Annotated in this window: 20 protein-coding genes; 6 read left to right on the plus strand and 14 right to left on the minus strand. The window is 69.1% G+C overall.

Annotated elements, in window-relative coordinates:
• Positions 1-52 precede the first annotated feature (52 nt).
• A complete protein-coding gene (locus ACK5NO_RS10545) occupies positions 53-832 on the minus strand; it encodes a siderophore-interacting protein (RefSeq protein ID WP_416812635.1) in 780 nt (259 codons plus the stop codon).
• A 102-nt stretch (positions 833-934) separates the two neighbouring features.
• On the opposite strand from ACK5NO_RS10545, the gene ACK5NO_RS10550 reads away from it, so the two are divergent.
• Positions 935-1,558 carry a Pr6Pr family membrane protein gene (locus ACK5NO_RS10550; protein ID WP_416812636.1) on the plus strand — a complete coding sequence of 208 codons (624 nt, stop codon included), beginning with the start codon at positions 935-937 and terminating at the stop codon, positions 1,556-1,558.
• 188 nt (positions 1,559-1,746) lie between these two features.
• Positions 1,747-3,759 (plus strand): BCCT family transporter, encoded by a 2,013-nt coding sequence (locus ACK5NO_RS10555; protein WP_416812637.1) that lies wholly within the window; start codon positions 1,747-1,749, stop codon positions 3,757-3,759.
• Positions 3,760-3,894: 135 nt separating this feature from the next.
• On the opposite strand, the gene araA is transcribed toward ACK5NO_RS10555, so the two are convergent.
• The 12 genes from araA to ACK5NO_RS10615 all read right to left on the minus strand — a co-directional run bounded on the left by araA (position 3,895) and on the right by ACK5NO_RS10615 (position 17,373).
• Positions 3,895-5,394 (minus strand): L-arabinose isomerase, encoded by a 1,500-nt coding sequence (araA, locus tag ACK5NO_RS10560; protein ID WP_416812638.1) that lies wholly within the window; start codon positions 5,392-5,394, stop codon positions 3,895-3,897.
• 24 nt (positions 5,395-5,418) lie between these two features.
• Positions 5,419-7,005, minus strand: coding sequence for a xylulokinase (locus ACK5NO_RS10565; protein ID WP_416812639.1), 1,587 nt, complete (start codon positions 7,003-7,005; stop codon positions 5,419-5,421).
• Positions 7,005-7,730: an L-ribulose-5-phosphate 4-epimerase gene (locus ACK5NO_RS10570; protein WP_416812640.1), complete on the minus strand. Its 726-nt coding sequence runs from the start codon at positions 7,728-7,730 to the stop codon at positions 7,005-7,007. Before ACK5NO_RS10570 ends, ACK5NO_RS10565 begins: the two co-directional genes overlap by 1 nt.
• Before the next feature lie 368 nt (positions 7,731-8,098).
• Positions 8,099-9,715, minus strand: coding sequence for a 5-oxoprolinase/urea amidolyase family protein (locus ACK5NO_RS10575; RefSeq protein ID WP_416812641.1), 1,617 nt, complete (start codon positions 9,713-9,715; stop codon positions 8,099-8,101).
• On the minus strand, positions 9,712-10,530 hold the full coding sequence (locus ACK5NO_RS10580; protein ID WP_416812642.1) for a LamB/YcsF family protein: 819 nt from the start codon (positions 10,528-10,530) through the stop codon (positions 9,712-9,714). The genes ACK5NO_RS10575 and ACK5NO_RS10580 overlap by 4 nt, the downstream gene beginning before the upstream one ends.
• A gap of 27 nt (positions 10,531-10,557) precedes the next feature.
• A complete protein-coding gene (locus tag ACK5NO_RS10585; RefSeq protein WP_416812643.1) occupies positions 10,558-11,064 on the minus strand; it encodes a hypothetical protein in 507 nt (168 codons plus the stop codon).
• Positions 11,065-11,105: 41 nt separating this feature from the next.
• Positions 11,106-11,828 (minus strand): flavodoxin family protein, encoded by a 723-nt coding sequence (locus tag ACK5NO_RS10590; protein WP_416812644.1) that lies wholly within the window; start codon positions 11,826-11,828, stop codon positions 11,106-11,108.
• 50 nt (positions 11,829-11,878) lie between these two features.
• Positions 11,879-12,139, minus strand: coding sequence for a YkvA family protein (locus ACK5NO_RS10595; RefSeq protein WP_416812645.1), 261 nt, complete (start codon positions 12,137-12,139; stop codon positions 11,879-11,881).
• A 256-nt stretch (positions 12,140-12,395) separates the two neighbouring features.
• Complete coding sequence (locus ACK5NO_RS10600) at positions 12,396-15,185, minus strand: hypothetical protein (protein WP_416812646.1); 2,790 nt, start codon at positions 15,183-15,185, stop codon at positions 12,396-12,398.
• Positions 15,182-15,937 (minus strand): ABC transporter ATP-binding protein, encoded by a 756-nt coding sequence (locus tag ACK5NO_RS10605; protein WP_416812647.1) that lies wholly within the window; start codon positions 15,935-15,937, stop codon positions 15,182-15,184. The genes ACK5NO_RS10600 and ACK5NO_RS10605 overlap by 4 nt, the downstream gene beginning before the upstream one ends.
• Positions 15,934-16,518 (minus strand): PadR family transcriptional regulator, encoded by a 585-nt coding sequence (locus ACK5NO_RS10610; RefSeq protein WP_416812648.1) that lies wholly within the window; start codon positions 16,516-16,518, stop codon positions 15,934-15,936. The genes ACK5NO_RS10605 and ACK5NO_RS10610 overlap by 4 nt, the downstream gene beginning before the upstream one ends.
• Positions 16,519-16,884: 366 nt before the next feature.
• Positions 16,885-17,373, minus strand: coding sequence for a beta-class carbonic anhydrase (locus ACK5NO_RS10615; RefSeq protein ID WP_416812649.1), 489 nt, complete (start codon positions 17,371-17,373; stop codon positions 16,885-16,887).
• A 223-nt stretch (positions 17,374-17,596) separates the two neighbouring features.
• Here ACK5NO_RS10615 and ACK5NO_RS10620 point away from each other — a divergent pair, with 223 nt between their 5' ends.
• Entirely contained in the window at positions 17,597-18,364 is a 768-nt protein-coding gene (locus tag ACK5NO_RS10620) for an SDR family NAD(P)-dependent oxidoreductase (protein WP_416812650.1), read from the plus strand.
• A 25-nt stretch (positions 18,365-18,389) separates the two neighbouring features.
• Here ACK5NO_RS10620 and ACK5NO_RS10625 read toward each other — a convergent pair whose 3' ends face one another.
• Entirely contained in the window at positions 18,390-19,391 is a 1,002-nt protein-coding gene (locus ACK5NO_RS10625) for a LacI family DNA-binding transcriptional regulator (protein WP_416812651.1), read from the minus strand.
• 208 nt (positions 19,392-19,599) lie between these two features.
• On the opposite strand from ACK5NO_RS10625, the gene galT reads away from it, so the two are divergent.
• The 3 genes from galT to galE are packed head-to-tail and all read left to right on the plus strand — an operon-like array spanning position 19,600 to position 22,934.
• Positions 19,600-20,790 (plus strand): galactose-1-phosphate uridylyltransferase, encoded by a 1,191-nt coding sequence (gene galT, locus ACK5NO_RS10630; RefSeq protein WP_416812652.1) that lies wholly within the window; start codon positions 19,600-19,602, stop codon positions 20,788-20,790.
• Complete coding sequence (gene galK / locus ACK5NO_RS10635) at positions 20,787-21,935, plus strand: galactokinase (RefSeq protein ID WP_416812653.1); 1,149 nt, start codon at positions 20,787-20,789, stop codon at positions 21,933-21,935. The genes galT and galK overlap by 4 nt, the downstream gene beginning before the upstream one ends.
• 21 nt (positions 21,936-21,956) lie before the next feature.
• On the plus strand, positions 21,957-22,934 hold the full coding sequence (gene galE, locus ACK5NO_RS10640) for a UDP-glucose 4-epimerase GalE (protein WP_416812654.1): 978 nt from the start codon (positions 21,957-21,959) through the stop codon (positions 22,932-22,934).
• The last annotated feature ends 7 nt before the right edge of the window (positions 22,935-22,941 follow it).

Genomic DNA, 22,941 nt, shown 5'->3' on the forward strand with positions numbered 1-22,941 from the left:
TCACGATGAAAATGGATCCATTTGACGGGAAGCGGGGTGGGGGCGCAGGTGGCTAGTGGGCGTCCTGCTCCGCTTCCATCTGCTCGACGAACTCGTGCTTGGAGGACTGCCAGCCGTCCTCGTTCATGCCCGTGCGCCAGTAGCCCGAGATCGACACGTGCTCGCGCGGCACCTGGCGCTCGTTGAACAGGTAGTGGCGCAGCGGCTTGATCATGTCGGCGTTGCCGTGCACGAACGCCTCGACATCACCCTCGGGAAACGGCGCGGTCTGCACCGCGTAGGTGAGCGCCTCGCCGTAGCCCATGTCGTGCTCGTCGCGGTGGATCCAGTGGACGGTCGTGTGATCAGTCACGGGCAGGTCCTGCCGGGCCGATGCGCTGGGCACCTCCACGAATACCTCCGCCTTTGCGTGGCTGGGCAGGGCGTCAAGCGCCGCGACGATCGCGGGTAGCGCCGAGTCGTCGCCTACGAGCAGGTGCGCCTCAGCGTCGCCGCGCGGCGCCCATGCGCCGCCGGGGCCAAAGAAGCTGATCTGGTCGCCTGCCTGGGCATCGCGGGCCCAGGGACCCGCGAGGCCCTCGTCGCCGTGGATGACGAAGTCGATGGCCATCTCGCGGGCCTGGTGGTCCAGCGAGTGGATCGTGTAGGTGCGCGTGACCTCGCCAAAGAGGAGCTTGACGTAGTGGTCGGTGTATTGCAGTGGCGGGATCTCATCGAGCGCGGGACCGCCCACGATCACGCGGACCATGGCGGGCGAGAGGAGCTCGGTGCGCAGCACCGTGACGGTGCGGGCGACGCGAGGGGGACGAGGGGAATGGTTCGGGGAAGTCACGCCGTCCATAATAAGCATCGCGACAGTTTCGTAAATAGGGCCGGCGCCTCGTCGGGACCTCCGGTCCAAGACTGACGGCAGCGTCCGGTTAGGATCGGAGGCATGATCAAGGCCGTTCGCGCGTGGCGCATTCTCACCGCGGTGGCCATCATCGCGGCCATCACTGACCTAGCCGCCGGAGGCATCAGCCGCGGCGACTTCGTGTTCTACGACTTCTTTGGCTACTTCACCATCCAGACCAACGTCATCGCCGTCGTTGCGCTCGTGATCGCAGCCATCTACGCCGGCCGTGAGCGCCCTCAGTGGGTCGAATGGCTGCGCATCAGCGCCGCGACCTACATGGTGATCGTGGTCGTCGTGTTCTGGTGGCTGCTGTACCCGACCATGGCGGAGTTCGGCGCCGGCTGGACCGACTACGTGCTGCACCTGGGTTCGGGCATCGTGCTCGTCGCCGACTGGGCCCTCGAGGGCCCCCGCACCCGGCTTCCGTTGCGCAATCTCGGCGTGTGCATGATCTACCCGTTCATCTGGCTCACCGTGGTGCTGATCCGCGGCGCGACCGACGGCTGGGTGCCCTACTTCTTCCTCGACCCCGCCAACGGCTACGCCTCCGTCTTCACGATGGTCGCGATCATCGTCGCCGTGGGCCTCACCCTGTGCGCCGCGCTGATCCCGCTCGCGCGCTTGCGCGTGATCGACCCCACCCCAGCCCAGGTAGCCGCCTAGGCGCCATCGCCCCCCAGGCCGCTCGCGCATCGGCCGTCAGCAGTGCCGTCCCCTCAATCCGCGCTTCCCGCCCGTCCGAGCAGTAGCGTTACTCCAGGAAGGAGGGGCGGCGCCATGCCCGCGCCGTCGACCCCATGACCACAGATGCACCAGCGTCCACGGGCGCAGCGGTCCCGGCAAAGGAGCCGATGAACCGCACCACCTTGGCCAAGTGGGTGTTCTACCCCTCAGCGGGGATCATCCTCACGTTCGTCGCGTTCGCGATCATCGCTCCCGACGTCGCCGAGCGACTGTTCGACGCGATTCAGTCCGGCATCATCAACTCCTTCGGCTGGTACTACGTGCTCATCGCGGCAGCCTTTGTGGGCTTCGCGCTGGTCATGGGATTCAGCCGTTTTGGCAACATCACGCTCGGGAAGGACGACGACAAGCCTCAGTTCTCGATGTTCTCGTGGTTCGCGCTGCTGTTCGCGGCCGGCATGGGCATTGGCCTGGTGTTCTACGGTGTCTCCGAGCCGCTGTCACACTTCGCCAACCCGCGTCCCGGTGTGGCCGGAACGTCAGAACAACTCGCCCAGCAGGCCATGGCGCAGACCTTCCTGCACTGGGGCATCCACGCGTGGGCCATCTACATCGTGGTGGGCCTGGGCATCGCCTACGCCGTGCACCGTCGCGGACGCCCCGTGTCCGTGCGTTACGCGCTCGAGCCGCTCCTGGGAGACCGCATCAAGGGCGCCTGGGGCAACGTCATCGACGTCACCGCCGTCGTGGGAACGCTGTTCGGTGTCGCCACCTCGCTGGGCCTGGGCGTCCTGCAGATCTCGTCTGGCCTCGAGGCCGTCGACATCGCTGACCCGTCAACCCGCACGCAGATCATCCTCATCATCGTCATCACGATCGTGACCATCTTCTCCTTGGTCACCGGCCTGCAGCGCGGCATGAAGTGGCTGTCGAACATCAACCTCGCGCTCGCGTTGTTCCTGCTGCTCTTTGTGCTGTTCGCTGGCCCCACCGCGTTCCTCATGCGCGAGTTCGTGCAGTCGATCGGCGTGTACATCCAGGACTTCATCGGGCTGTCCTTCAACGTGTCCGCCTTCCAAGGCGAGGCCGGCGAACAGTGGCAGGCATCGTGGACCACGTTCTACTGGGGCTGGTGGATCTCGTGGGCACCGTTCGTGGGAGTGTTCATCGCCCGCGTGTCCAAGGGCCGCACCGTGCGCGAGTTCGTGTGGGGCATCCTCATGGTCCCCACGTTCATCACCATGCTGTGGTTCTCCGTGCTGGGAGGCACCGCGCTGTACCGCGAGTTGTATCTAGGCGGCGGGATTGTGGGCGCAGACGGCGCCGTGGATTCCAACGGCTCGCTGTTCACCATGCTCGAGTTCCTCCCGGGCTCGACCGCGCTCATCATTGGCGCGATGGTGCTGATCGCCGTGTTCTTCGTCACCAGCTCCGACTCGGGATCGCTGGTGCTGTCCATGCTCACCACCGGCGGCAACGAGTCGCCCGCGCGCTGGGTGCGTGTGTTCTGGGCGTGCACCACGGCGCTCGTGGCGATCGCGCTGCTGCTGTCCGGCGGCCTGTCCGCACTACAGACAGCGGCGATCATCACCGCCCTGCCGTTCTCGTTCGTGATGATCGGCATCTGTCTGTCGACCATCAAGGCCTTTAGGCGCGAGCATCGCAAGTACCTGCGCACCAACCGCGAGGAGTTTGTCGAGCACATCACGACGACCATCGGCGAGGAGTACGGCCTCCAGCCGTCGACCGCCGAGATCGACGTCGAGGGCGCCAAGACCCACCTACCGCAGCCGCGACGCTGGCACCTGCCCGGACGCATGAGCCGTCAGGCCGATGCACGGGCCGGGTCTCCCAAGGGGCCCCGCCGGGCGACCGCGCCGGGCGTGACCGCCGCATCGGGCGCCGGGTTCGTGGGCATGGCCGCAACGGGCGGCTCGGCAACGGATGGCGTCGCCGCAAACGCGGGGGCGGCCTCACCCGAGGCCCGCGCATGGGCCGATGCGGTAGCGGGCAGCCAGCCCACGCCCGCCCAGCCCGAGGCTTCTGAACCCGAGCCGGTCACCGAGCCGGTGGTCCAGGAGGACGCGGCGGAGCACACCACCCCTGCGCCCACATTCGAGCTGCACCACACGGACGAGATTGTGCGTCCGCTGCCGGAGGACCTCGACCCGCGCACCTGACGCGCCCCTACGGCGCGCCGAAATGGGACATGGGTGTCAGATTCCGCGCGAATCTGGCACCCATGTCCCATTGAGAGCAGTTGGCCCCCGCCTCGACAGGCGGGGGCCAACGCGTATGGCTTGCAGGCGTCGGGGCTAGAGCGCCTGGGCCAGGCGGTAGTACGCCTTGTTCCAACGCACCTGGTCGCGGAAGCCGCGCGAGGTGGTGTCCTCGTCGATCTCCAGCAGCTCGACCTGGGCGATCTCCGCGAAGTCACGGAACACGTCGATGCCCACCGCGGTCGTCATCACCGTGTGGTGAGCGGCACCGGCCAGCAGCCAGCACTCGGCGCTCGTGGCGAAGTCGGGCGCGGGCTTCCACACGGCACGACCCACGGGCAGCTTGGGCAGGTCGGGAGCGTCGACGTTCTCGACCACGTTCGCCGTGAGGCGGAACCGGTCACGCATGTCGCTCATGGCGACCACGAGGGCGGGACCCGCATCGGCCGTGAAGACCAGGCGAACCGGGTCATCCTTGCCGCCAATGCCGAGCTCGTGCACCTCGAGGCGCGGCTTGGACGTGGTGAGCGAGGGGGACACCTCGAGCATGTGCGCACCGAGGATGCGCTCATTGCCGGGCACCAGATCGTAGGTGTAGTCCTCCATGAGGCTCGCACCACCGGGCAGACCCGCACCCATGACGTTGGCGACGCGCACCAGGATGGCGGTCTTCCAGTCACCCTCGGCGCCAAAGCCGTAGCCCTCCGCCATGAGGCGCTGGACCGCGAGGCCCGGGAGCTGCTTGAGCTCGCCCAGGTCCTCGAAGGACGTGGTGAAGGCGTGGAAGCCACCGGCCTCGAGGAACGAGCGCAGGCCCACCTCGATCGCGGCGCCGTCGCGCAGCGACTGGTGGCGCTCGCCGCCGGGCAGTAGTTCCTCGGCGACGTCGTAGGTCGCGACGTACTCGTCGACCAGCGCGTCGACCTGTGCATCGGTGGCGGCAGCCACGGCCTCGGCTAGCTCGTTGACGCCCCAAGTGTTGACCTGGACGCCAAAGCGGATCTCGGCCTCGGTCTTGTCTCCCTCGGTCACCGCGACGTAGCGCATGTTGTCACCAAAGCGCGCGAGCTTGAGGGTGCGAACGGCGGCCCAGCCGGCGCACGCGCGCTGCCAGGTTTCGACCTGTGCGAGCACAGCAGGGTTGGACACGTGGCCGACGACCGTCTTGCGCGGGATCGCCATGCGCGACTGGATGTACCCGAACTCGCGGTCGCCGTGGGCGGCCTGGTTGAGGTTCATGAAGTCGAAGTCGATCTCGTTCCACGGCAGCTCGACGTTGGCCTGCGTGTGCAGGTGCAGCAGCGGCTTGGCGAGCGCGTCTAGGCCGGTGATCCACATCTTCGCGGGGCTGAAGGTGTGCATCCAGGCCATCACGCCGATGACGTCATCGCGGGCGTTGACCTCGAGCGCCAGGCGGCGAATCGACTCGGCGTCCTTGAGGACGGGCTTCCAGACGACCTTGACGGGCAGGCCCTCGAGGCCGGCGACGACCTCCTGGGACTGCTCCGCGACCTGGCGAAGGGTCTCCTCGCCGTAGAGGTTCTGGCTGCCGGTGACGAACCAGATTTCGTACTGGTCCAGGCTGGGCTGGGTCATGAAGATTCTCCTTGATTCAGTGGGTCAGATGGCCGATGCGGCGGCACGCTCGATGGCGAGACCGTCCCGGTATCGGTCCAGGTAGGCGTGGTACCCGGCGACGTCCGCCGGGTCGGGATCAACGACGGTCACGGGCGCGTCAGCGAACACGTGCTCGTCCAGGTAGTGGGTGAGGTCGGTGCCCTCGGGGGCGGCGACGAAGCCGGCCAGGACGGCCATGCCCCACGCGCCACCTTCCGACGCGGTCTCGCCGACGGCGACGGGTGCGCCCACGGCCGCGGCGAGGAAGCGCTGGGCCACCCCCGCGGTGCGGAAGATGCCGCCGTGGGCGAACATCTTGTCGAGCGCCACCTGCTCGCCCGCGAGCACCTCCATGCCAAGGCTCAGCGTGCCAAACACGCCATAGACCTGTGCGCGCATGAAGTTCGCGAGCGTGAAGCGACTGTCGGGGGTGCGGACCACGAGCGGCCGGCCCTCGGGAAGGTCGGCGATGGGCTCGCCCGCGAGCGTGTTGTACGCGAGCAGGCCGCCTGCATCTGGCTCGGCAGACAGCGCCTCGGTGAGGAGCGTCGCAAAGACGGCATCCGCATCGGCCGGGCTGCCACTGGCCTCAGCAAACCGGGTGAACAGCGATGCCCAGGCACCCAGCTCGGAGGCGCCGTTGTTGCAGTGCACCATCGCGACGGCGTCGCCGGCGGGAGTGGTGACGAGGTCGATCTCCTCGTGCACCTTCGCCAGCGCGTGCTCGAGCACGACCATCGCAAAGATGGATGTACCAGCGGAGACGTTGCCTGTGCGCGGTGCGACCGCGTTGGTGGCGACCATGCCGGTGCCCGCATCGCCCTCGGGGGGAGCCACGGGAATGCCGGTCTGGAGCGCGCCCGTGGGGTCCAGCAGCGCCGCACCCTCGGGGGTCAGCGTGCCCGCCTGCTCGCCCGCGACGAGCACGCGCGGGAGCAGGCCGGCAACATCAATGCCGTGGTCGCCCAGCAGGCCGTTGTAGCGCTCGATGAGGGTCGCGTCGTAGTCACGCGTGGCCGAGTCGATGGGGAACATGCCCGACGCATCGCCAATGCCCAGCACCTTCTCGCCCGTCAAACGCCAGTGGACGTACCCCGCCAGCGTCGTGAAGAAGTCGACCTGGAGCACGTGCGGCTCGGCATCGAGCACCGCCTGGTGCAGGTGAGCGATCGACCACCGCAGCGGGATGTTGACCCCGAAGGCCTCGGTGAGCGCGGCGGCGGCTCGGCCCGTGTTGGTGTTGCGCCACGTGCGGAACGGCACCAGGATTTCGCCCACCTCGTCGAACGCGAGGTAGCCGTGCATCATCGCTGAGACGCCGATCGCTCCATAGGTCGTGGGAGCGATGCCGTGCTTGGCCTCCGCGTCCGCGACCAGCGCGGCGTAGGCGCCCTGCAGGCCTGCCCACACGTCCTCGAGCGAGTACGTCCACAAGCCGTCGACGTAGGCGTTCTCCCATGCGTGCGAGCCGACCGCGAGAACCTCGGACGTGTCCGAGTCGATCAGGCACGCCTTGATACGGGTCGAGCCCAACTCGATGCCGAGCGCCGTGCGCCCGGCCGCGAGCGCATCGGCCCCCTGGGGGGCCATCAGGCAGTCTCGCCGTCGCGACGGTCGTCGGAGGACTGGCCGTAGACGTTCTGGTAGCGGGCGTACAGGGAGTCGATCGCCTCCTGCGGGATGGGGATGAGCTCCCCGCCCTGCTTGGCGATGTGCACCGTGCGGGCCACGTCCTCGAGCATGACGGCCGCCTTGACGGCGTCCTTCGCGGAGGACCCGATGGTGAACGGGCCGTGGTTCTGCATCAGCACACCGCGTGAACGGTGGCCACGCAAGGTCTCCACGATTCCGCGGCCGATCGAGTCGTCGCCAATGATCGCGAACGGGCCCACGGGGATGGGGCCGCCGAACTCGTCTGCCATCGCGGTGATGACGCAGGGGATCTCCTCGCCGCGGGCCGCCCAAGCGACGCCATAGGTGGAGTGCGTGTGGACCACGCCGCCCACCTCAGGCATGTGGCGGTAGACGTAGGCGTGCGCGGCCGTGTCCGAGGACGGGCTGCGCTCAGAACCGGGCGTACCAGGGATGACGTTGCCGTCGAGGTCGCACAGGATCATGTTGTCAGGGGCCAGGTCGTCGTAGGAGACGCCGGAGGGCTTGATCACAAACAGATCAGCGCTGGGGTCATCACCCACCCGAACGCGGCCGGAGACATTGCCGCCGGTCCACACGATGAGGTTGTAGCGGACCAGTTCCGCGTGAAGGGTTGCGACGTCTTCGCGCACCTGCGCGATCGCATCATCGAGATCAGTCATGCCAGAAATGTTATCGTTCACAGAGGGCTCCTGTCCATTCAGTCGATCGTGTCACGCAGGCCGCGGGGGCGCGCGCCGACGCCCTACCGTCCCTGCCCCCTCGCGTCCCCGCCCTTTCCCCCTCTCCCCCCCTGGTTCGCGTAGACCTGGCCCAGATGTGAGGGGTCGGCGCGCGCTACGCGTAGGTGAGGACCACGCGGGGTACCTGGAATGCCACGGGTGCGGCAACCGGGCTCCAGTCCACGCGTCGGTTCGCCTCGGCCCGCGCGGGGGGTGCACCGGAGCCCGCGCACCGGGGCCCGCGCACCGGGGCCCGCGCACCCACACCTACGCGCAGGACGCACGGAACCCGCGAAAGTGGGCGAGGTCTACGCGAACCGGAAGTGGGCGATGGCGCCCGGCGCAAGTTGGGCAGCGCGGGCGAGGCTCAGGGCATCGAGCACCCCGATCACCGGGTAGCCGCCCGTGGTGGGGTGATCGGCGAGGAAGATGACCGGCTGACCCGACGGCGGCACCTGGATCGCGCCAGCCACCATGCCCTCACTGGGCAACTCACTGGGCAACTCGCTGGACAACTCACTGCCGAACCCGTCAACGCGCGCCCGCTCGAGCGCGGGCCCTGCCAGGCGCACGCCCACCCGGTTGGACTCGGCGAGCACCCGGTACGCCGCGCCCTCGAAAACCGCGAGAGCCTCCGGCGAGAACCAGTCATCGCGCGGGCCCCGGATCACCACCAGGGGCTCGTCACTACCCGCCGCACTACAAGCGCCTGTCGACCTCCGCGCCGCCGCCCGCAGCCGCGCGAACTGGGCTCCATCCACCTCCGGTGCAGCTCCCAGCGCCACCCGGTCGCCGTCGCGCAGCACCTTCGGCCCAAGCCCCGACAACGTGTCAGTGGACCGGCTGCCCAGAGTCGATTCAGCGCCAAATCCCCCGCGAATAGCCAGGTAACTGCGCAGTCCGGCGTCGGGAACACCCACCTCGAGCACCTGGCCCGCCGCCAAGCGCAGCGGCGCATCAAGCGGTGCAGCGACGTCCCCCACCCACACCGGCGCGCGGGCCCCGGTGACAGCCACCACTGCGGCGCGCTCTACACGAACGACACAGCCGTCGAGCGTGGACTCGAGCACGGCGGCGTCGGGCTCGTTGCCCACGAGCGCATTCGCGAGCGCCGCAGCCGGCGCATCGGCAGCGCCCGAGTGAGGAACCCCCAGGTGCGCACGACCCCCGCGCCCCAGGTCCTGGACCGTCGTGAACGTCCCCGCGCGAACCATCTCCACACCATCGGGGCCAGCGATCTTTACAGCGCGCTCAACAGGCGCCGCCACACGCACAGGTTCCGAGGGCTCGGCCTCCACGAGCCGCACCCTCGTCCCCGGCGTCAACAAGGCGGGCGGTTCACGTGAAACATCCCACAACACGGTGTCGACCGCCCGGCCCACGAGCTGCCACCCACCGGGAGAGGCCGCTGGGTAGATCCCCGCGTGGGCCCCCGCCAGCCCCAACGCGCCCGCCGGGACCCGGGTGCGAGGCGTCGCACGCCGCGGCACCGACCACTCCTCAGGAAGCCCCGCGAGGTAGGCAAAGCCCGGGGCGAACCCGCTGAAGGCCACCTGCAGCTCGACGGCGAGCATGCGCGCCACCACCGTCGCACGAGCCACTCCCCAGTGAGAGGCGACATCGTCGAGGTCCTCGCCGTCAAAGATGACGGAGATCGCCACCTCACGGACATCCTCGGCGGCCACCGGCGCGACGTCCCATGCAAGCGCCTCTTGCACGAGCGCCTCGGCCGTGATTCCAGTCAGTCCCGCGAGGAGCACCGTGCACGCACCAGGCACGATGTCACTCACCTGCCAGCCCTCGAGGGCCGATGCGCGAGCAGCCTGCGCTGCCACCGCGGCTACCGCTGGGGCGAGGTCGGGCGCGGCGGCAGTGACGTCGAGCAGCACCGCGTCCTCGCCGACGATGCGGGCGGAGGCGATCACCGTGTTGCGTCGGCCGTGGCGGCCTCGTCGTCACCCGTGAGGGCGACAAAGGGACGCAAGGTGACACCCGCATCGGCGAGGGCCTGGCGCACGCGGGAGGCCAACTCGACGGCCCCGGCCGTGTCGCCGTGCACACACAGCGAGCGAGCGGCGACGCGCAGGAGCGAGCCGTCGATGGCGCGGATGGGCTCACCGGTGGCGATGGCGACGGAGCGCTCGACCACGAGGTCGGGATCCTCGATGACGGCCCCCACCCGCGAGCGCGGCACGAGCGTGCCGTCGGGCAGGTACGCACGGTCGGCGAATGCCTCGGGCACGCACGGCAGGTCCTGCTCCTGGGCGATCGTCAGCAGCACCGAACCCGGCAGCCCCATCACGGGCAGCGGGCGCCCCAACCCCTCGCTCGCGATCAGCACGCCTTCGACCACCGCGCGAGCCTGGACCGGGTCCACCGCCACGCGGTTGTACAGCGCCCCGTGAGGCTTGACGTAACGCACGCCCTCGCCCGCCGCGGCGGCGAACACGTTGAGCGCGCCCACCTGATAAGCGACCTCGGCGGCGAGTTCGCTCGACGGCACATCCATGGCGCGCCGGCCAAAACCTGCCAAGTCGCGGTAGGAGACCTGGGCGCCGATGGCTACCCCGCCTGCCGCCGCATCGGCGCTGACCTGGCGCATGGTGAACGCATCGCCCGCGTGAAAGCCGCACGCGACGTTGGCGCTCGTGACGGACTCGAGCAACCCGGCGTCGTCGGTCAGGCTCCAGCGCCCGAACCCCTCGCCTAGGTCCGCATTGAGGTCAATCACAGCGTTCACGGGATCAACGTACCTTTTCGCCGTGACTCACGGTCGCAGGAGCAGGCACACCTCGACGGGACCCTCGGGGCCCTGGGTGCCGAGCGTGGGCGGCGCCGGGTACCACTCGTACCAGCACTGCCAGGTGTCGATCCCGCCCGTGCCCTGGTCGAGCGCGTAGTCCATCCCGCGGGCGTCGCCCCAGGCCATCAACTCACGGGTAAGGCCCCCGATCCACGCGTAGGGGCCGTGCTGCTCGGCCACCGCGAAGTGTCCGCCGGGGAGGGCGTCAATGACGAACGGTTCGCGCACCACCGGGGTGTCGCCGCGGCCGGTGAGCTCGAAACCCACCTCGATGACAAAATCTGTGCGGTGGCTCGCCACGCGGTAACGCACCAGGCTGGCCCCAGTGGTGTCGATGCCGCGCTGCTCGACGTAGCGTCCAAGGTCGTCGAAGGCCGTGCCGATCGCCTGCGAAAACGTGTCCATCGTGGCCTCGCGTGGCAGGCCGACGTACGCGACGGGAGTGCGGCTCGCGATGCGGAACTCGGCCATGCCTGCAGGCTAGCGAGCGCCGCCGCGCACGTACAGGGGGGCTAGCGGTATTCGGGGTTGGGGTGGCCGAACCGCTCGCCGTCGCTCCACGCCTTCGACGAGTTGCCGCCAGCCGGGAAGCCGCCGGACTTCTTGAGCCACGCAGCCGTGTGCATCAGGTTCCACGTCATGAAGGTGAGGTTGCGTTGGGTGAACCCCGTCTCGGGCCCACCGCTGCCCTCATCCAAGTAGGACGGGCCGGGCCCAATGGCGCCGATCCACCCCGCGTCGGCATTGGGCGGGATCACGTAGCCCAGGTGCTGCAGCGAGTACAGGACGTTCATGGCGATGTGCTTGACGCCGTCTTCGTTGCCCGTGACGATCACGCCCGCGGTGCGTCCGTAGTAGAGGAACTGGCCGCGGTCGTTGGTCTCGCCGGACAGGCCGTACAGGCGCTCGATCAGCCGGGTCGCGATCGACGACTTCTCGCCCAGCCAGATGGGGGTGCCGACCACGAGGATGTCAGCGGCGAGGATCCGCTCAGCGAGTGCGGGCCATTCGTCTCTTGGCTGCTTACCACCAGGGACGTCTTCGCGCATGTCGGGATAGACCCCCGGCGGCACGTCGTGATCGACCAGCCGAATCTGGTCCACCTCGACACCGTGGTCCTCCATGATCGCGATGGAGTCCTCCATCAGGCCCTGGGTGTGACTGAGCGCGGGGTTGGGCTTGAGCGTGCAATTGACGAAGACGGCCTTGAGTCCGGCGAAGTCGGGGTCGGTCATGTCATACCTCCACGAGGTGCGACGCTCTTGGCGGCCCGACTATTCCGTCGTTACGGCGTGCGGGGCGTGACGTCCACGTAGTCGTGGTCGCGAAGCTGCGTTTCCCAGGCGGTCTTCTCGCGATTGACCAGCGTGAACGCGAACGCCCAGAAACCAATGTCGTCGATCAGCCCAAACGGTCCAAGCATGATCTCCGGGATGAAGTCCACGGGGGTCAGGGTGTAGAGCACCGCACCGATCGCCGTGATCCACGTGGTGGTCGACAGTTTGTACTCGCCGCGCCGCACGGCCTGGATGAACTTCCACCACATGGGACACCTCCTTGAGGACCAGCCTCCACGGTAACCCCGGCGCTGGGGGCTCGCCTAGCGTCTGCTGGCTGCACGGATGGGTATCAAGCGGGCGGCAAGGCTCTGGATCCTGTCGTGACGGGTATCAACCGAGTGGGGTGTGCGGCGCCCCTGTTGATACCCGTCACGACGGCTTTCCCACCCCCCACGCGTGCTGGATACCCGTCACGACGGCCACGCCCCCACCACACGGCCGATGCGCGGGCCGGCCCGCGCGCTACGCCGCCAGTCGGTAGTGCACCGCCTTGGGCACCTTGGTCATCACCCACGCGAGCCCCGCCACGACGAGCGGCGGCGCCACCACGCCGATGACCAGCACACCCCACGCAAACTCGGACGACACCGACCGCTCAAGTGCACCCACGACGTCGATCATGACCGCGCCCGCCATACCCATCCAGACGGCGAGGGCCACCAGAATCCCGCCCTGCCACGCCGCGACCGACCGGGCCAGCCCCGGCGACGCCCCCAGCGAGGCAAGGGTCAGGTCGTCGCGCCGAGCATCGGCCCTCGCAAGTCCAAGGGACAGCCCGGCGGCAGCGCCGGCGACCAGCAGCGTCGCAATGAGCGAGCCCCACGCGATGATGCCCTCACCGAAGTCGATGGGGCGCTCGACGTAGACATGGTGTTCGCCCTCGCGCATGAGCGCCGCCTCAAGCTCGTCCTGCTCAAGTGGCGTGAAGCCCGCGTCGCGGTGCAGGTACAGCGTCCCCGGCACGACCGACGCACCCACCGAGGCCGCGGCCTCAGGCGACAGGAGCGCCGGATACTGGCGCACCCACGCCTCGGGAGTGGCGACGATCACGGGGACGTCAGTCTCGGCCACTGGAGCCGTCTCGCCTGTGGGCGCATCGCCCCCCATTTCCCAGACCTCGACGCGCATGGTGCCGGTGTCCCCGCCTACCGCGTCCGGGCCAGCAATCAGCGGGTCGAACACCACGGCACCACCGGATGAGAGTGCCGCGGCCTCCTCCGTGGTCGGCGGTCGGCCAGCGATGTACTCGAACTGCTCCACACCCCCCACGGCCAGGCCGTACACCTCCCCGCTCGACCCGTTCGCGCACCGCACGTCGCCGTAGAAGTCCCGCTTGGTCATCCTGGTGTAGTCGAACCACTGCGCCTCGGGGTCCCACGCCGGACACGTGCTCTCCTCGGGCAAGCGCGCGAACGCGACAGCGACCTCCGCCGTGCTGTCCCAGTCCGTTTGCACGACGTCGATCGCGAGAGCCGACGTCCCCGGAAACTCCGCCTGCGTGACGTCGGTGAGAGGACCAGCGTCGACAAAGACCTGGCCGGTGTCGTCCCAGGTAGACAGCGATACGTAAGCGTCGCCGGGTTGCGCCTGAAGTGCGTCACCCGCCGTCACGTCGTAATACTGTGCGTTGCGCATTTCGGCCAACGCAATATTGCCGGCCGCGGCCACCGTGATGGCGATCGCCGCGACCACGGGTACCGTCCTGCCCAAGTGGCGCGCGGCGTCGCGCGACGCCAGGCGAGCGCTCAGACTGACTCGGCCCAGCACCCGCGCGGTGAGCCGCAGCGCCGCCGGCGTGAGCGCGAGGGCGCCAGCGATGAGGAGGAGGGCTGCCGCAAGGGTCGCCTGCGCGGCCGCGGTGTCGACGCTGTTGGACTCGTTGAAGGGCGCGTCCCATGCCGCGTCGCGCAGGCGGAGCGCGACGCCCAGTGCGACGCCGGCGCCGACCACGAGCACCCCGCCCAGCACCGCCGGCCAACGCCGTGCCTTGCCCGGCTTGCGCGAACCACGCAGCGAAGCGAGCACGTCTCGCCGAGCCGATGCGATGGCTGGCACGAGCGCCGCGAGGGCACCCGCCGCTGTGGTGAAGGCCGCGATGGCGACGAGCTGTAGCCACGCGATGTGGAAGCCCCACACCGGGGAGTAGACGTCGCCCCACGTCTCGAGAATCCACAGCCATAGCGCCGCGACGCCGAGCCCCACCGGGATGCCCATCAGCCCGCCCGCGAGGCCCAGGATCGCACCGTTCCACACCCCGACGCCCACGAGCGTGGCGCGCCCCGCACCCGTCGCGGCCAACAGTGCGAGCCGCTCCTGGCGACGGCGCATCGACACCGTGAAGGCAGCCCCCGCGAGGAGCAGCACCTCGACCAACCCAAGCCCCATGCCGATGAGGATGGATGAGTCGAGCGACTCCCCCGACGCTTCCGCCGTCGCAAGGTACTCTGCGGGCGGGTCCTCAGTCACGGCCCGCGAGTACACCAGAACACCGTTGGCGTTGAGGGCCTGGACCGCGTCCCAGTCGAGTTCGAGGTCGGGCAGGTAGCTGGGGAAGGGTTGCGCCCCGCCCGCGCTATCGAGGCCCGGCGCCAGCGCGGCCTCGCTCCCAAAGATCTGGCCGTCGTCGCCGGAGAGCGGCGTGTCGATCACCCCCGAGATCTCCCTGGCCACTCCGTCACGCCCCACCGTGACAGAGTCGCCCACCTCCAGCCCCCACCGCTTAGCGAGCGCGCTGGAGACCATCACCTGCTCGTCGGTGGGCGCGGAGCCAGCCACCACATCGGCCATCCCCGCAAAGGCGGGATCCCACGCGGGACCGACGGTCGCCGGGAAGGTACCCGCGAGTTCGCCGTCGCTCGACGCGACGTAGAAGTTCCCGGGCTCGAGCGACAGAATCCGGGTGCCGTCGGGGAAGAGGTCGGCGACCTCGCGGGCATCCGCCTCGAGGGAGTCGCCGTTGGGTGGATCGCCGACCGAGTACATCGCCGGGTTGCCTGGATCCATCCAGACCGGCGCGCCCTCGGCACCGACGATCTGCACCCACGCCTCGTTCGCACCCAGTTGCGAGGTCATGAACTGCTCTGGCGTGGGCTGTTGGCTCTGGCTCACGACGCTCACGGTCGTCAGCACGGTCGCCGGCAGCGCTACCAGCAGCGCCACGAGCAACCCCTGGCGCGGGTCGCGGCGCAGTTCGCACCACGCGAGGCGCGCACTCGTGGCGGCCCGCCTGGCCGATGCGCGCGCACCTGTCATCGCGCGTCGCCCACGAGCAGTGCGTCGGGAGTGGAGGCGCGGGTCTCGGTGAGCACAGCGCCATCCGCGAGTTGCACAATCCGGTCGGCCCAGGCCGCGTGGCGTGCATCGTGCGTGACGAGGACCACGGCCGCGCCCTCCTCCGCGAGGGTCCGCAGGATCTTGAGGATCCGGTCGCCCGTCACCGAGTCGAGCGCACCCGTGGGTTCGTCGGCCAGGACCAGGCGGCGCCTGCCCACCATCGCGCGTGCAATCGCGACGCGTTGGCGCTGTCCACCAGACAGTTCATCGGGGAAATTCTTGGCGCGCTCGCGCAGCCCCACAGCTGCAAGCGCCCGCCGTGCCTCCGACCGCGCGGTCGCACGCGACTGGCCATCGAGGTCGAGCGGCAGCGTCACGTTCTCGAGCACCGTCAGGGCGGGGATCAGGTTGAAGTCCTGGAACACAAAGCCGATGCGCTCGCGCCGCACCCGCGCACGCGCACTCGCGCTCATCCCGACAAGGCTCTCGCCCGCGACCGACACCTCTCCGCTGTCGGGATCGACCATGGCGCCCGCGACGGACAGCAGCGTCGACTTGCCCGAACCCGAGGTGCCCATGACGGCCACCATTTCTCCTGCAGCGACCTCGAGAGTGGCGCCCCTGAGCGCGTGAACCGTGGAGTCGCCCTCGCCGTAGGCCTTGGACACGCCTCGAAGGCTCAGCACGATCTCGGGGCGGGCGCCATGCGCCTCAGTGGTGGCGGTGCTCACTTGGCCTCCTCCTTGGTGAGGTGGGTCGTGGAAGCCGCGGGCGCATCGGCCGTGCGGGGCGTCTGCTGCCAGGTGCCCTGCTTAAGGCGCGCCGCGGTGTGGTCGAGCCAGCGGATCTCGGCCTCGGCTCGGAAGATCATCGCGTCGGCCACGAGGGCCCACGCGCTGTCGCGGTCGCCGCTGGCGTGGCGGGCGCGGGTGAGGTCTTGCATGCGTGACAGGATGGCTGAGCGCTGCACCTGGATCACCTGCTCGGCGTCGATGCCCGGCATGCTCACGGCGAGCGCGATCTTGAGGGCGGCGTCCTCGCGGCTGGGGGCGCCAGGCTCGACGGGGGTGGTCCACCACGTGGCGGCCTCGGCCCGGCCGGAGTCGGTGAGGGAGTAGTGCACTTGGCGTGCGTCGTCGGCCTCCGAGCGGGCGACGAGCCCGTCGCGCTCGAGCCGATCGAGCGTGGTGTAAACCTGGCCGATGTTGAGGGGCCACACGCCTCCGGTGGCGTCTTCGAACTCGCTGCGCAGCTCGTAGCCGTAGCGGTCGCCGTTGGCCAAGAGTGCCAATAGTGCCTGCTTCACGCTCATGGGAGTTCCCGTCCGATAGGTGAATACCGAGTATGTACATACGCAGTATGCAAGGCAGCGGGGCACGAGTCAACGTCTGGTGCCGCGCGTGTCGCCCCTCCCGTGGACGCGCCTCGCCCCCGCACGCGCCACCCGGGACGCGCCACCCGCACGCGCCACCCGTTGATACCCGTCAGAGCAGGATCTGCGCTGCGACAGCGCGCCTAATACCCGGGAGCGTCACATGTGCGCTGAGACGCACCGCGCGGCGCCGCAGGCCCCAGAACTGCGCGCCACGACGCAGACCGGTATCAAGCACGCACCCAAGGCGCGGATCCTGTCGAGACGGGTATCAACCGGGAGGGCAGGGGGACATGCACCCCTGAACTAGACGACCTCGCGCAGGTTGCCCGTCGCCACGTCGAACACAAAGCCGCGCACCTGCGACGAGTCCACCAAGAACGGGTTGCGGCGCAGGCGCTCCATCGACTGGCGCAGGTCAGCGTCGAGGTCCTTGAACGACTCGGGTGACCACGTGGGCTTGAGGCCAGTCTCGTCGAGCAACTGATTGCGCAGTTCGTCATCGGTAAACGTGAGGGCGCCACAGTCGGTGTGGTGAATCAGAATGATCTCGCGGGTGCCGAGCTTGCGCTGCGAAATGACGAGCGAACGGATCATGTCGTCGGTGATGACTCCACCCGCGTTTCGCATGATGTGCGCGTCACCCACCTCAAGGCCGAGCATGGCGAAGGTATCGAGGCGCGAGTCCATGCAGGCCACGACGGCGAGTTTGCGGCGAGGCGGCAGCGGACGGTCGGGGGTGTACGACTCGGCGTACTCGCGGTTGTTCTCGATCAGTTCGTCGGCAATGCCCATGCGTGTCTCCTGACGGCTCCGGGGATGGTCTTGACCTGACGTTCACACGCCTTTGGGACGAGCGTCCGGTGTATTTAGCGTACTGGCGCGTAGGCTATGAGTCGTTGAGGCCGTACTTCTCCGGGCGATGTGTGCCGTTCCGGTGAAGTGCGGCCTCGACTTATGTCCCCTCCACGCCCCGAGATGTCTACGCTGATACCCGTCAGCACCGCCAGGAGGACCCGTGTCTCGCATCTTCATCACCGGCTCGTCGCAGGGCATTGGCGCTGAGTGCGCGCGCCAGCTCATCGCCGCGGACCACGAGGTGGTCCTCCACGCGCGCGACGCACACCGCGCCCAGGCAGCCACGGCCGCCAATCCCGGCGCGGTCGCCGTCCTCACCGCAGACTTGGCGAGCCTGACGCAGACCCGGGCCCTCGCATCGGCCGCAAGCGAGCACGGCCCTTACGACGCGATCATTCACAACGCAGGGATGGGCGCGACCACTCAGCGTGAGCTCACCGAAGACGGGCTCGAGCGCATCTTCCAGGTCAATGTCGCTTCTGCGTACGTGTTGACCGCGCTGCTGCCCGTGGCGCCACGGATGGTTTTCCTCACGAGCGGACTCGAAGCGGACGGCACCTGGACCCCCGAGGATCTCGACTGGGCCACGCGCGCGTGGGATGGCCGTCAGGCTTATGCGGACTCAAAATTGCACGACTCGATGCTCGCGTTCCACCTGGCGGGCCTGCACCCCGAGTCGGCGGTCAACGTGGTGGATCCCGGCTGGATTCGCACTGAGTTGGGCGGCCCGGACGCCTGGGACGAGGTCGACCAGGGCGCCGACACCCAGGTGTGGCTCGCCGTTTCGGACGAGCCCACGGCCCAGGACACCGGGCGCTACCTCAAGCGCCGCGCACCGCTCTCCCCCAACCCCATCGCCCGTGAGGCCGATGCCCGTGCTGAGTTGATCTCCCGGCTCGAGCGAGCGACGGGTATCGCTCTGCAGTAACGACAGCGCCGCTCGCCGGCACCGCCTACGCGTGGGGCGCGGCGACAGACGACCGTTCCACCAAAGTGGGAGCGATCAGCTCGGAGTGGGAGGGCGTGACGCCCGCGATCGCGGCGACGATGAGCTCCACGGCCCGCTTGCCCACGGCCTCGAAGTCCTGGCTGACGGAGGTCAGCGGCGGCAGGCTGTGACGTGCGGCGGCGATGTTGTCGTAGCCCACCACCGAGACGTCGTCGGGGACGGAGCGGCCTGCGCTCGTGAGGGCGTGGATGAGCCCTACGGCCATCTCGTCGTTGCCGCACAGGACGGCGGTCGCGGTGCGGTCGAGCGCGAGTCCGGCGGCAAAGCCGGAGTCCGTGCTCCAGTCGCCCTCGAGGATCTCTAGCGCGGGAAGGCCGCGACGGTCGAGCTCGGCGGCAAACTCGTCTCGGCGCAGTTGGGCCTCGGCGTAGGTCTGGGGTCCGGCGACGTGCTGAATACGGCTGTGCCCGTGTGCGACCAGGTGCTCGATCGCGAGCCGCACGCCTGCGCGTTGGTCGATCGACGCGGCCTGCCCTTCGGGCTCGCCTCCGGTGAGCAGGTGAACCACGGGGACGCCCGGGTCGTAGCCGTCGAGCGCCTCGCGCACGCTGACCTGTTGGGCGACCAGGGCGATCGCGTCGACGCCGCGACCCACGAGGAAGTCGAGCGCCTCGCGCACGCTGTCGGAGTCAGCGCCGGCGCTGGTCATCATGGTGTGCAGCCCGGCGCCCCGGGCCGCCCGTTCGACGGCATGGAGGGTCGACAACGGGCCGATGTCCGGGTTGCCAGGCCCGATCATGCCGATGGTTTGGGTGCGGCCAGTGACGAGCGCCCGCGCCGCGAGATTGCGGCGGTAGCCGAGCTCGTCGATGGCCTCGAGCACGCGCTCGCGCGTGGCCGGACGAATGCCCTCGAAGTCGTTGAGGACGCGACTGACGGTCTGGTGAGAGACTCCGGCGCGCGCGGCGACGTCGTGCATGCTGGGTCCGCGGTGTGTGCGTGCCACGGGCACCTCCTTCGCAGGCCAGGGTAGCGGCCACTGCCCACGCCACTGCCGCCACCAGCGCAGCACACGCCACGGGACCTTTGACTTTCGCGACAGGGGACGCCATCGGTAAACTGACTGTGACCGGTCACAGTCGGGAGAACAACGCCCCTCAACTGCCCCGTCGACCCACCACAGAACGCACAGGATTCCTAGGCAAGGAGGCCGCATGGCGGTCGAAGCAGGCACCACGCCCACGGCAGGCAACCCGACGCACGGGCGCACCGACTCGCTCACCCCGATCGCGTCCGACCCCACCATCCGGATCATCCGCGACACCCTCGCCGACGGCCGCGACCTGCTCTACTTCGACGATCGCGGCACCACACTGCCGCCCGAGCGCAAGGAAGACGCGCGCACCCTCGACCCGCGGCCCGAGACCGCACAGTTGCGCCAGGACCCCCTCACGGGCGAGTGGATCACCATCGCCAAGTCACGCCAGAACAGGGTCATGCTTCCGCCCGCACACCTGGACCCGCTGGCCCCCCAGAGCCCCGATAACCCCAGCGAGATCCCCGACGCCTACGACGTCGCGGTCTTCGAGAACCGTTCGCCGTCCTTTGGCCCCGCCGTGGGTGAGCCGGGCGACCGTGCCGCCACGGGCATCGGCATTGAGCGCGCCACCGTCTCGGTGGGCCGCTGCGAGGTGGTGTGCTTCTCCCCCGAGCACGAGGGCTCGTACTCGACGCTGGGTGACAACCGCGCCCGCACAGTGATCGAAGCGTGGGCGCAGCGCACGCACGAGCTCAGCCAGATCCCCGGCATCCAGCAGGTGTTCCCGTTCGAGAACCGTGGCGAGGCGATTGGCGTCACGCTGCACCACCCCCATGGCCAGATCTACGCCTACCCCTACGTGACGCCGCGCACGCAGCGCCTGCAGGCCTCCATCGCGCAGTACGGGCCGAGCCTCATGGCGGACATCCTTGACCGCGAGCGCTCGAGCAGCCGCGTGGTCATCGCCGGTGAACACTGGACCGCGTACGTGCCGTTCGCCGCCCGCTGGCCCATCGAGGTGCACCTGCTGCCCCACCGGGACATCCCCGACCTCGCTCACACGAGCCTCGCCGAACGCGACGAACTCGCACAACTGCACCCCCGCCTGCTGCGGGCGCTCGACCACCTGTATGACACTCCGACCCCGTACATCTCCGCGTGGCACCAGGCACCGCTCACCGACCCCGAGGGCATTCGCCTGATGCTCCAGGTCACGAGCCCCCGCCGTGGTGCTGACAAGATGAAGTTCCTCGCCGGTTCCGAGGCGGCTATGGGAGCCTGGGTAGGAGACTTGGTCCCTGAGACCTCGGCACAGAACCTTCGCGAGGCACTCGCCCGCGCCGACCACCACTGGAGCAACCGATGACCACCCTCTCCCAGGCCTTCGAGGCCGCGTATGGCTACGCCCCCACGGGCGTGTGGTCGGCTCCCGGCCGCGTCAACCTCATTGGCGAGCACACCGACTACAACAACGGCTACGTGCTGCCCTTTGCGATCGACCGGCGCACCTGGGCCGCGGTGGGTGTGCGCGAGGATCGCACCATCCGCCTGCGCTCGACCTTCGCCGACGCCGAAGTCACCGCGAGCCTCGACGACCTCTCGCTCGACGGCATGTCCGGCTGGAGCGCCTACGTGTTGGGCGTCGCCTGGGCAGCGGCCGATGCGGGTGCTGACTTGAGCGCCGCCGCCGGCTTGGACATCCTCATCGACTCGGACGTTCCGGTGGGCGCGGGGCTCAGTTCCTCGGCCGCCCTCGAGTGCGCGGTGGGTGTGGCCTTCAACGAACTGTGGGGACTTGGCCTCGACAAGCTCGCCCTCGCACGTATTGGCCGCGTCGCGGAGAACAAGGCTGTGGGCGCGCCCACGGGCCTGTTGGATCAGGCCGCGAGCATGCTGGGCGAGGCCGACCACGTGGTGTTCCTCGACTGCGACACGGAGCAGGCGCACCCGGTCGCGCTGCACCTCGCGCAGGAGAACCTGCAGATCCTCGTCATGAACTCCAACGTCGAGCACGAGCACGCCACGGGCGGCTACGGCGAGCGCTTCGCCTCGTGCGCCAAGGGTGCTCAGGAGCTCGGCGTCGCCACGCTGCGCGAGGTCACCGCCGATGGCCTTGCCGACGCTCAGGCCCGCCTGGACGACGTCACCTACCGCCGCGTGCGCCACGTGGTCACCGAAAACCAGCGCGTGCTCGACACCGTGGCGACCCTCGACGCCGACGGTCCGCGCGCGATCGGAGACCTGCTCAATGCGTCGCAGGTCTCGATGCGCGACGACTTCGAGATCACCGTGCCCGAGATCGACCTCGCATGCGACACCGCCGTGGCCCACGGAGCCATCGGCGCCCGCATGACCGGCGGCGGGTTCGGCGGCTCGTCGATCGCCCTGGTGCCGGCCGAGCGGGCCGAATCCATCGCATCGGCCGTCCGTGACGCCCTCAGCGCCGCTGGCCTGCGCGAGCCCTCGATCTTCACCGTGGTGCCCTCGCAGGGCGCGCGGCGCGACAGCTAACCGCACACAAGGAGAACTGACATGACCTGGATGGTGACCGGCGGCGCCGGCTACATCGGCTCGCACGTGGTGCGCGCGCTCATTGATGGCGGCATCGACGCCGTCGTGCTCGACGACCTGTCGAGCGGCTACGAGAAGTTCATCCCCGAGGGCGTGCCGTTTGTGCAGGCGAGCATCCTCGAGACGGACAAGGTGCGCGCGGCGCTCACCGAGCACGGTGTCAAGGGCGTGATTCACTGCGCCGGCTACAAGTACGCCGGCGAGTCCGTGAAGTTCCCCATCCACACGTACCGCCAGAACGTCGAGGGCACCGCATGCCTGCTCGAGGCGATGGCCGATGCGGGTGTCACCAGGCTCGTCTTCTCCTCCTCCGCAGGGGTCTACGGCACGCCCGCCGAGTCGGTGGTCACCGAGGAGACCGGCACCACGCCCGAGTCGCCTTACGGCGAGTCCAAGCTGATTGGCGAGTGGCTGATTCGCGACCAGGTGCGGGCGACGGCCGGTACCGATGCGCCGCTGCGTGCGACGTCGCTGCGCTACTTCAACGTGGTCGGCTCGGGCACGCCCGACGTCTACGACGCGAGCCCCCACAACCTGTTCCCCAAGGTGATCCGTGCCATCAAGGCCGGGCAGGCGCCGCTGATCTTTGGCGACGACTACGACACCGAGGACGGCACGTGCGTGCGCGACTACGTGCACGTCCAGGACCTGGCCCACTCGCACGTGGCCGCTGCCCGCATGCTCGACTTTGGCAAGCCGCTAGCCCCCGTGTACAACCTGGGGTCGGGTGACGGCACGTCGGTGCGTCAGATCGTGGGCTCGCTGCTGGCCGCAGCACGCTCCGACCTTGAGCCCGAGGTGCGCGAACGCCGCCCCGGCGACCCGGCGCGCATTGTCGCCACCGGCGAGCTCGCAGCGGACGACATCGAGTGGAAGATGGCGCACTCCATCGAGGAGATGGCTTCAAGCGCCTGGGAGGCCGCGCCCGACGAGGCGTAAACCTGGG

Origin of the sequence: Demequina sp., from assembly GCF_047975725.1 — a bacterium.
Lineage (GTDB): Bacteria > Actinomycetota > Actinomycetes > Actinomycetales > Demequinaceae > Demequina.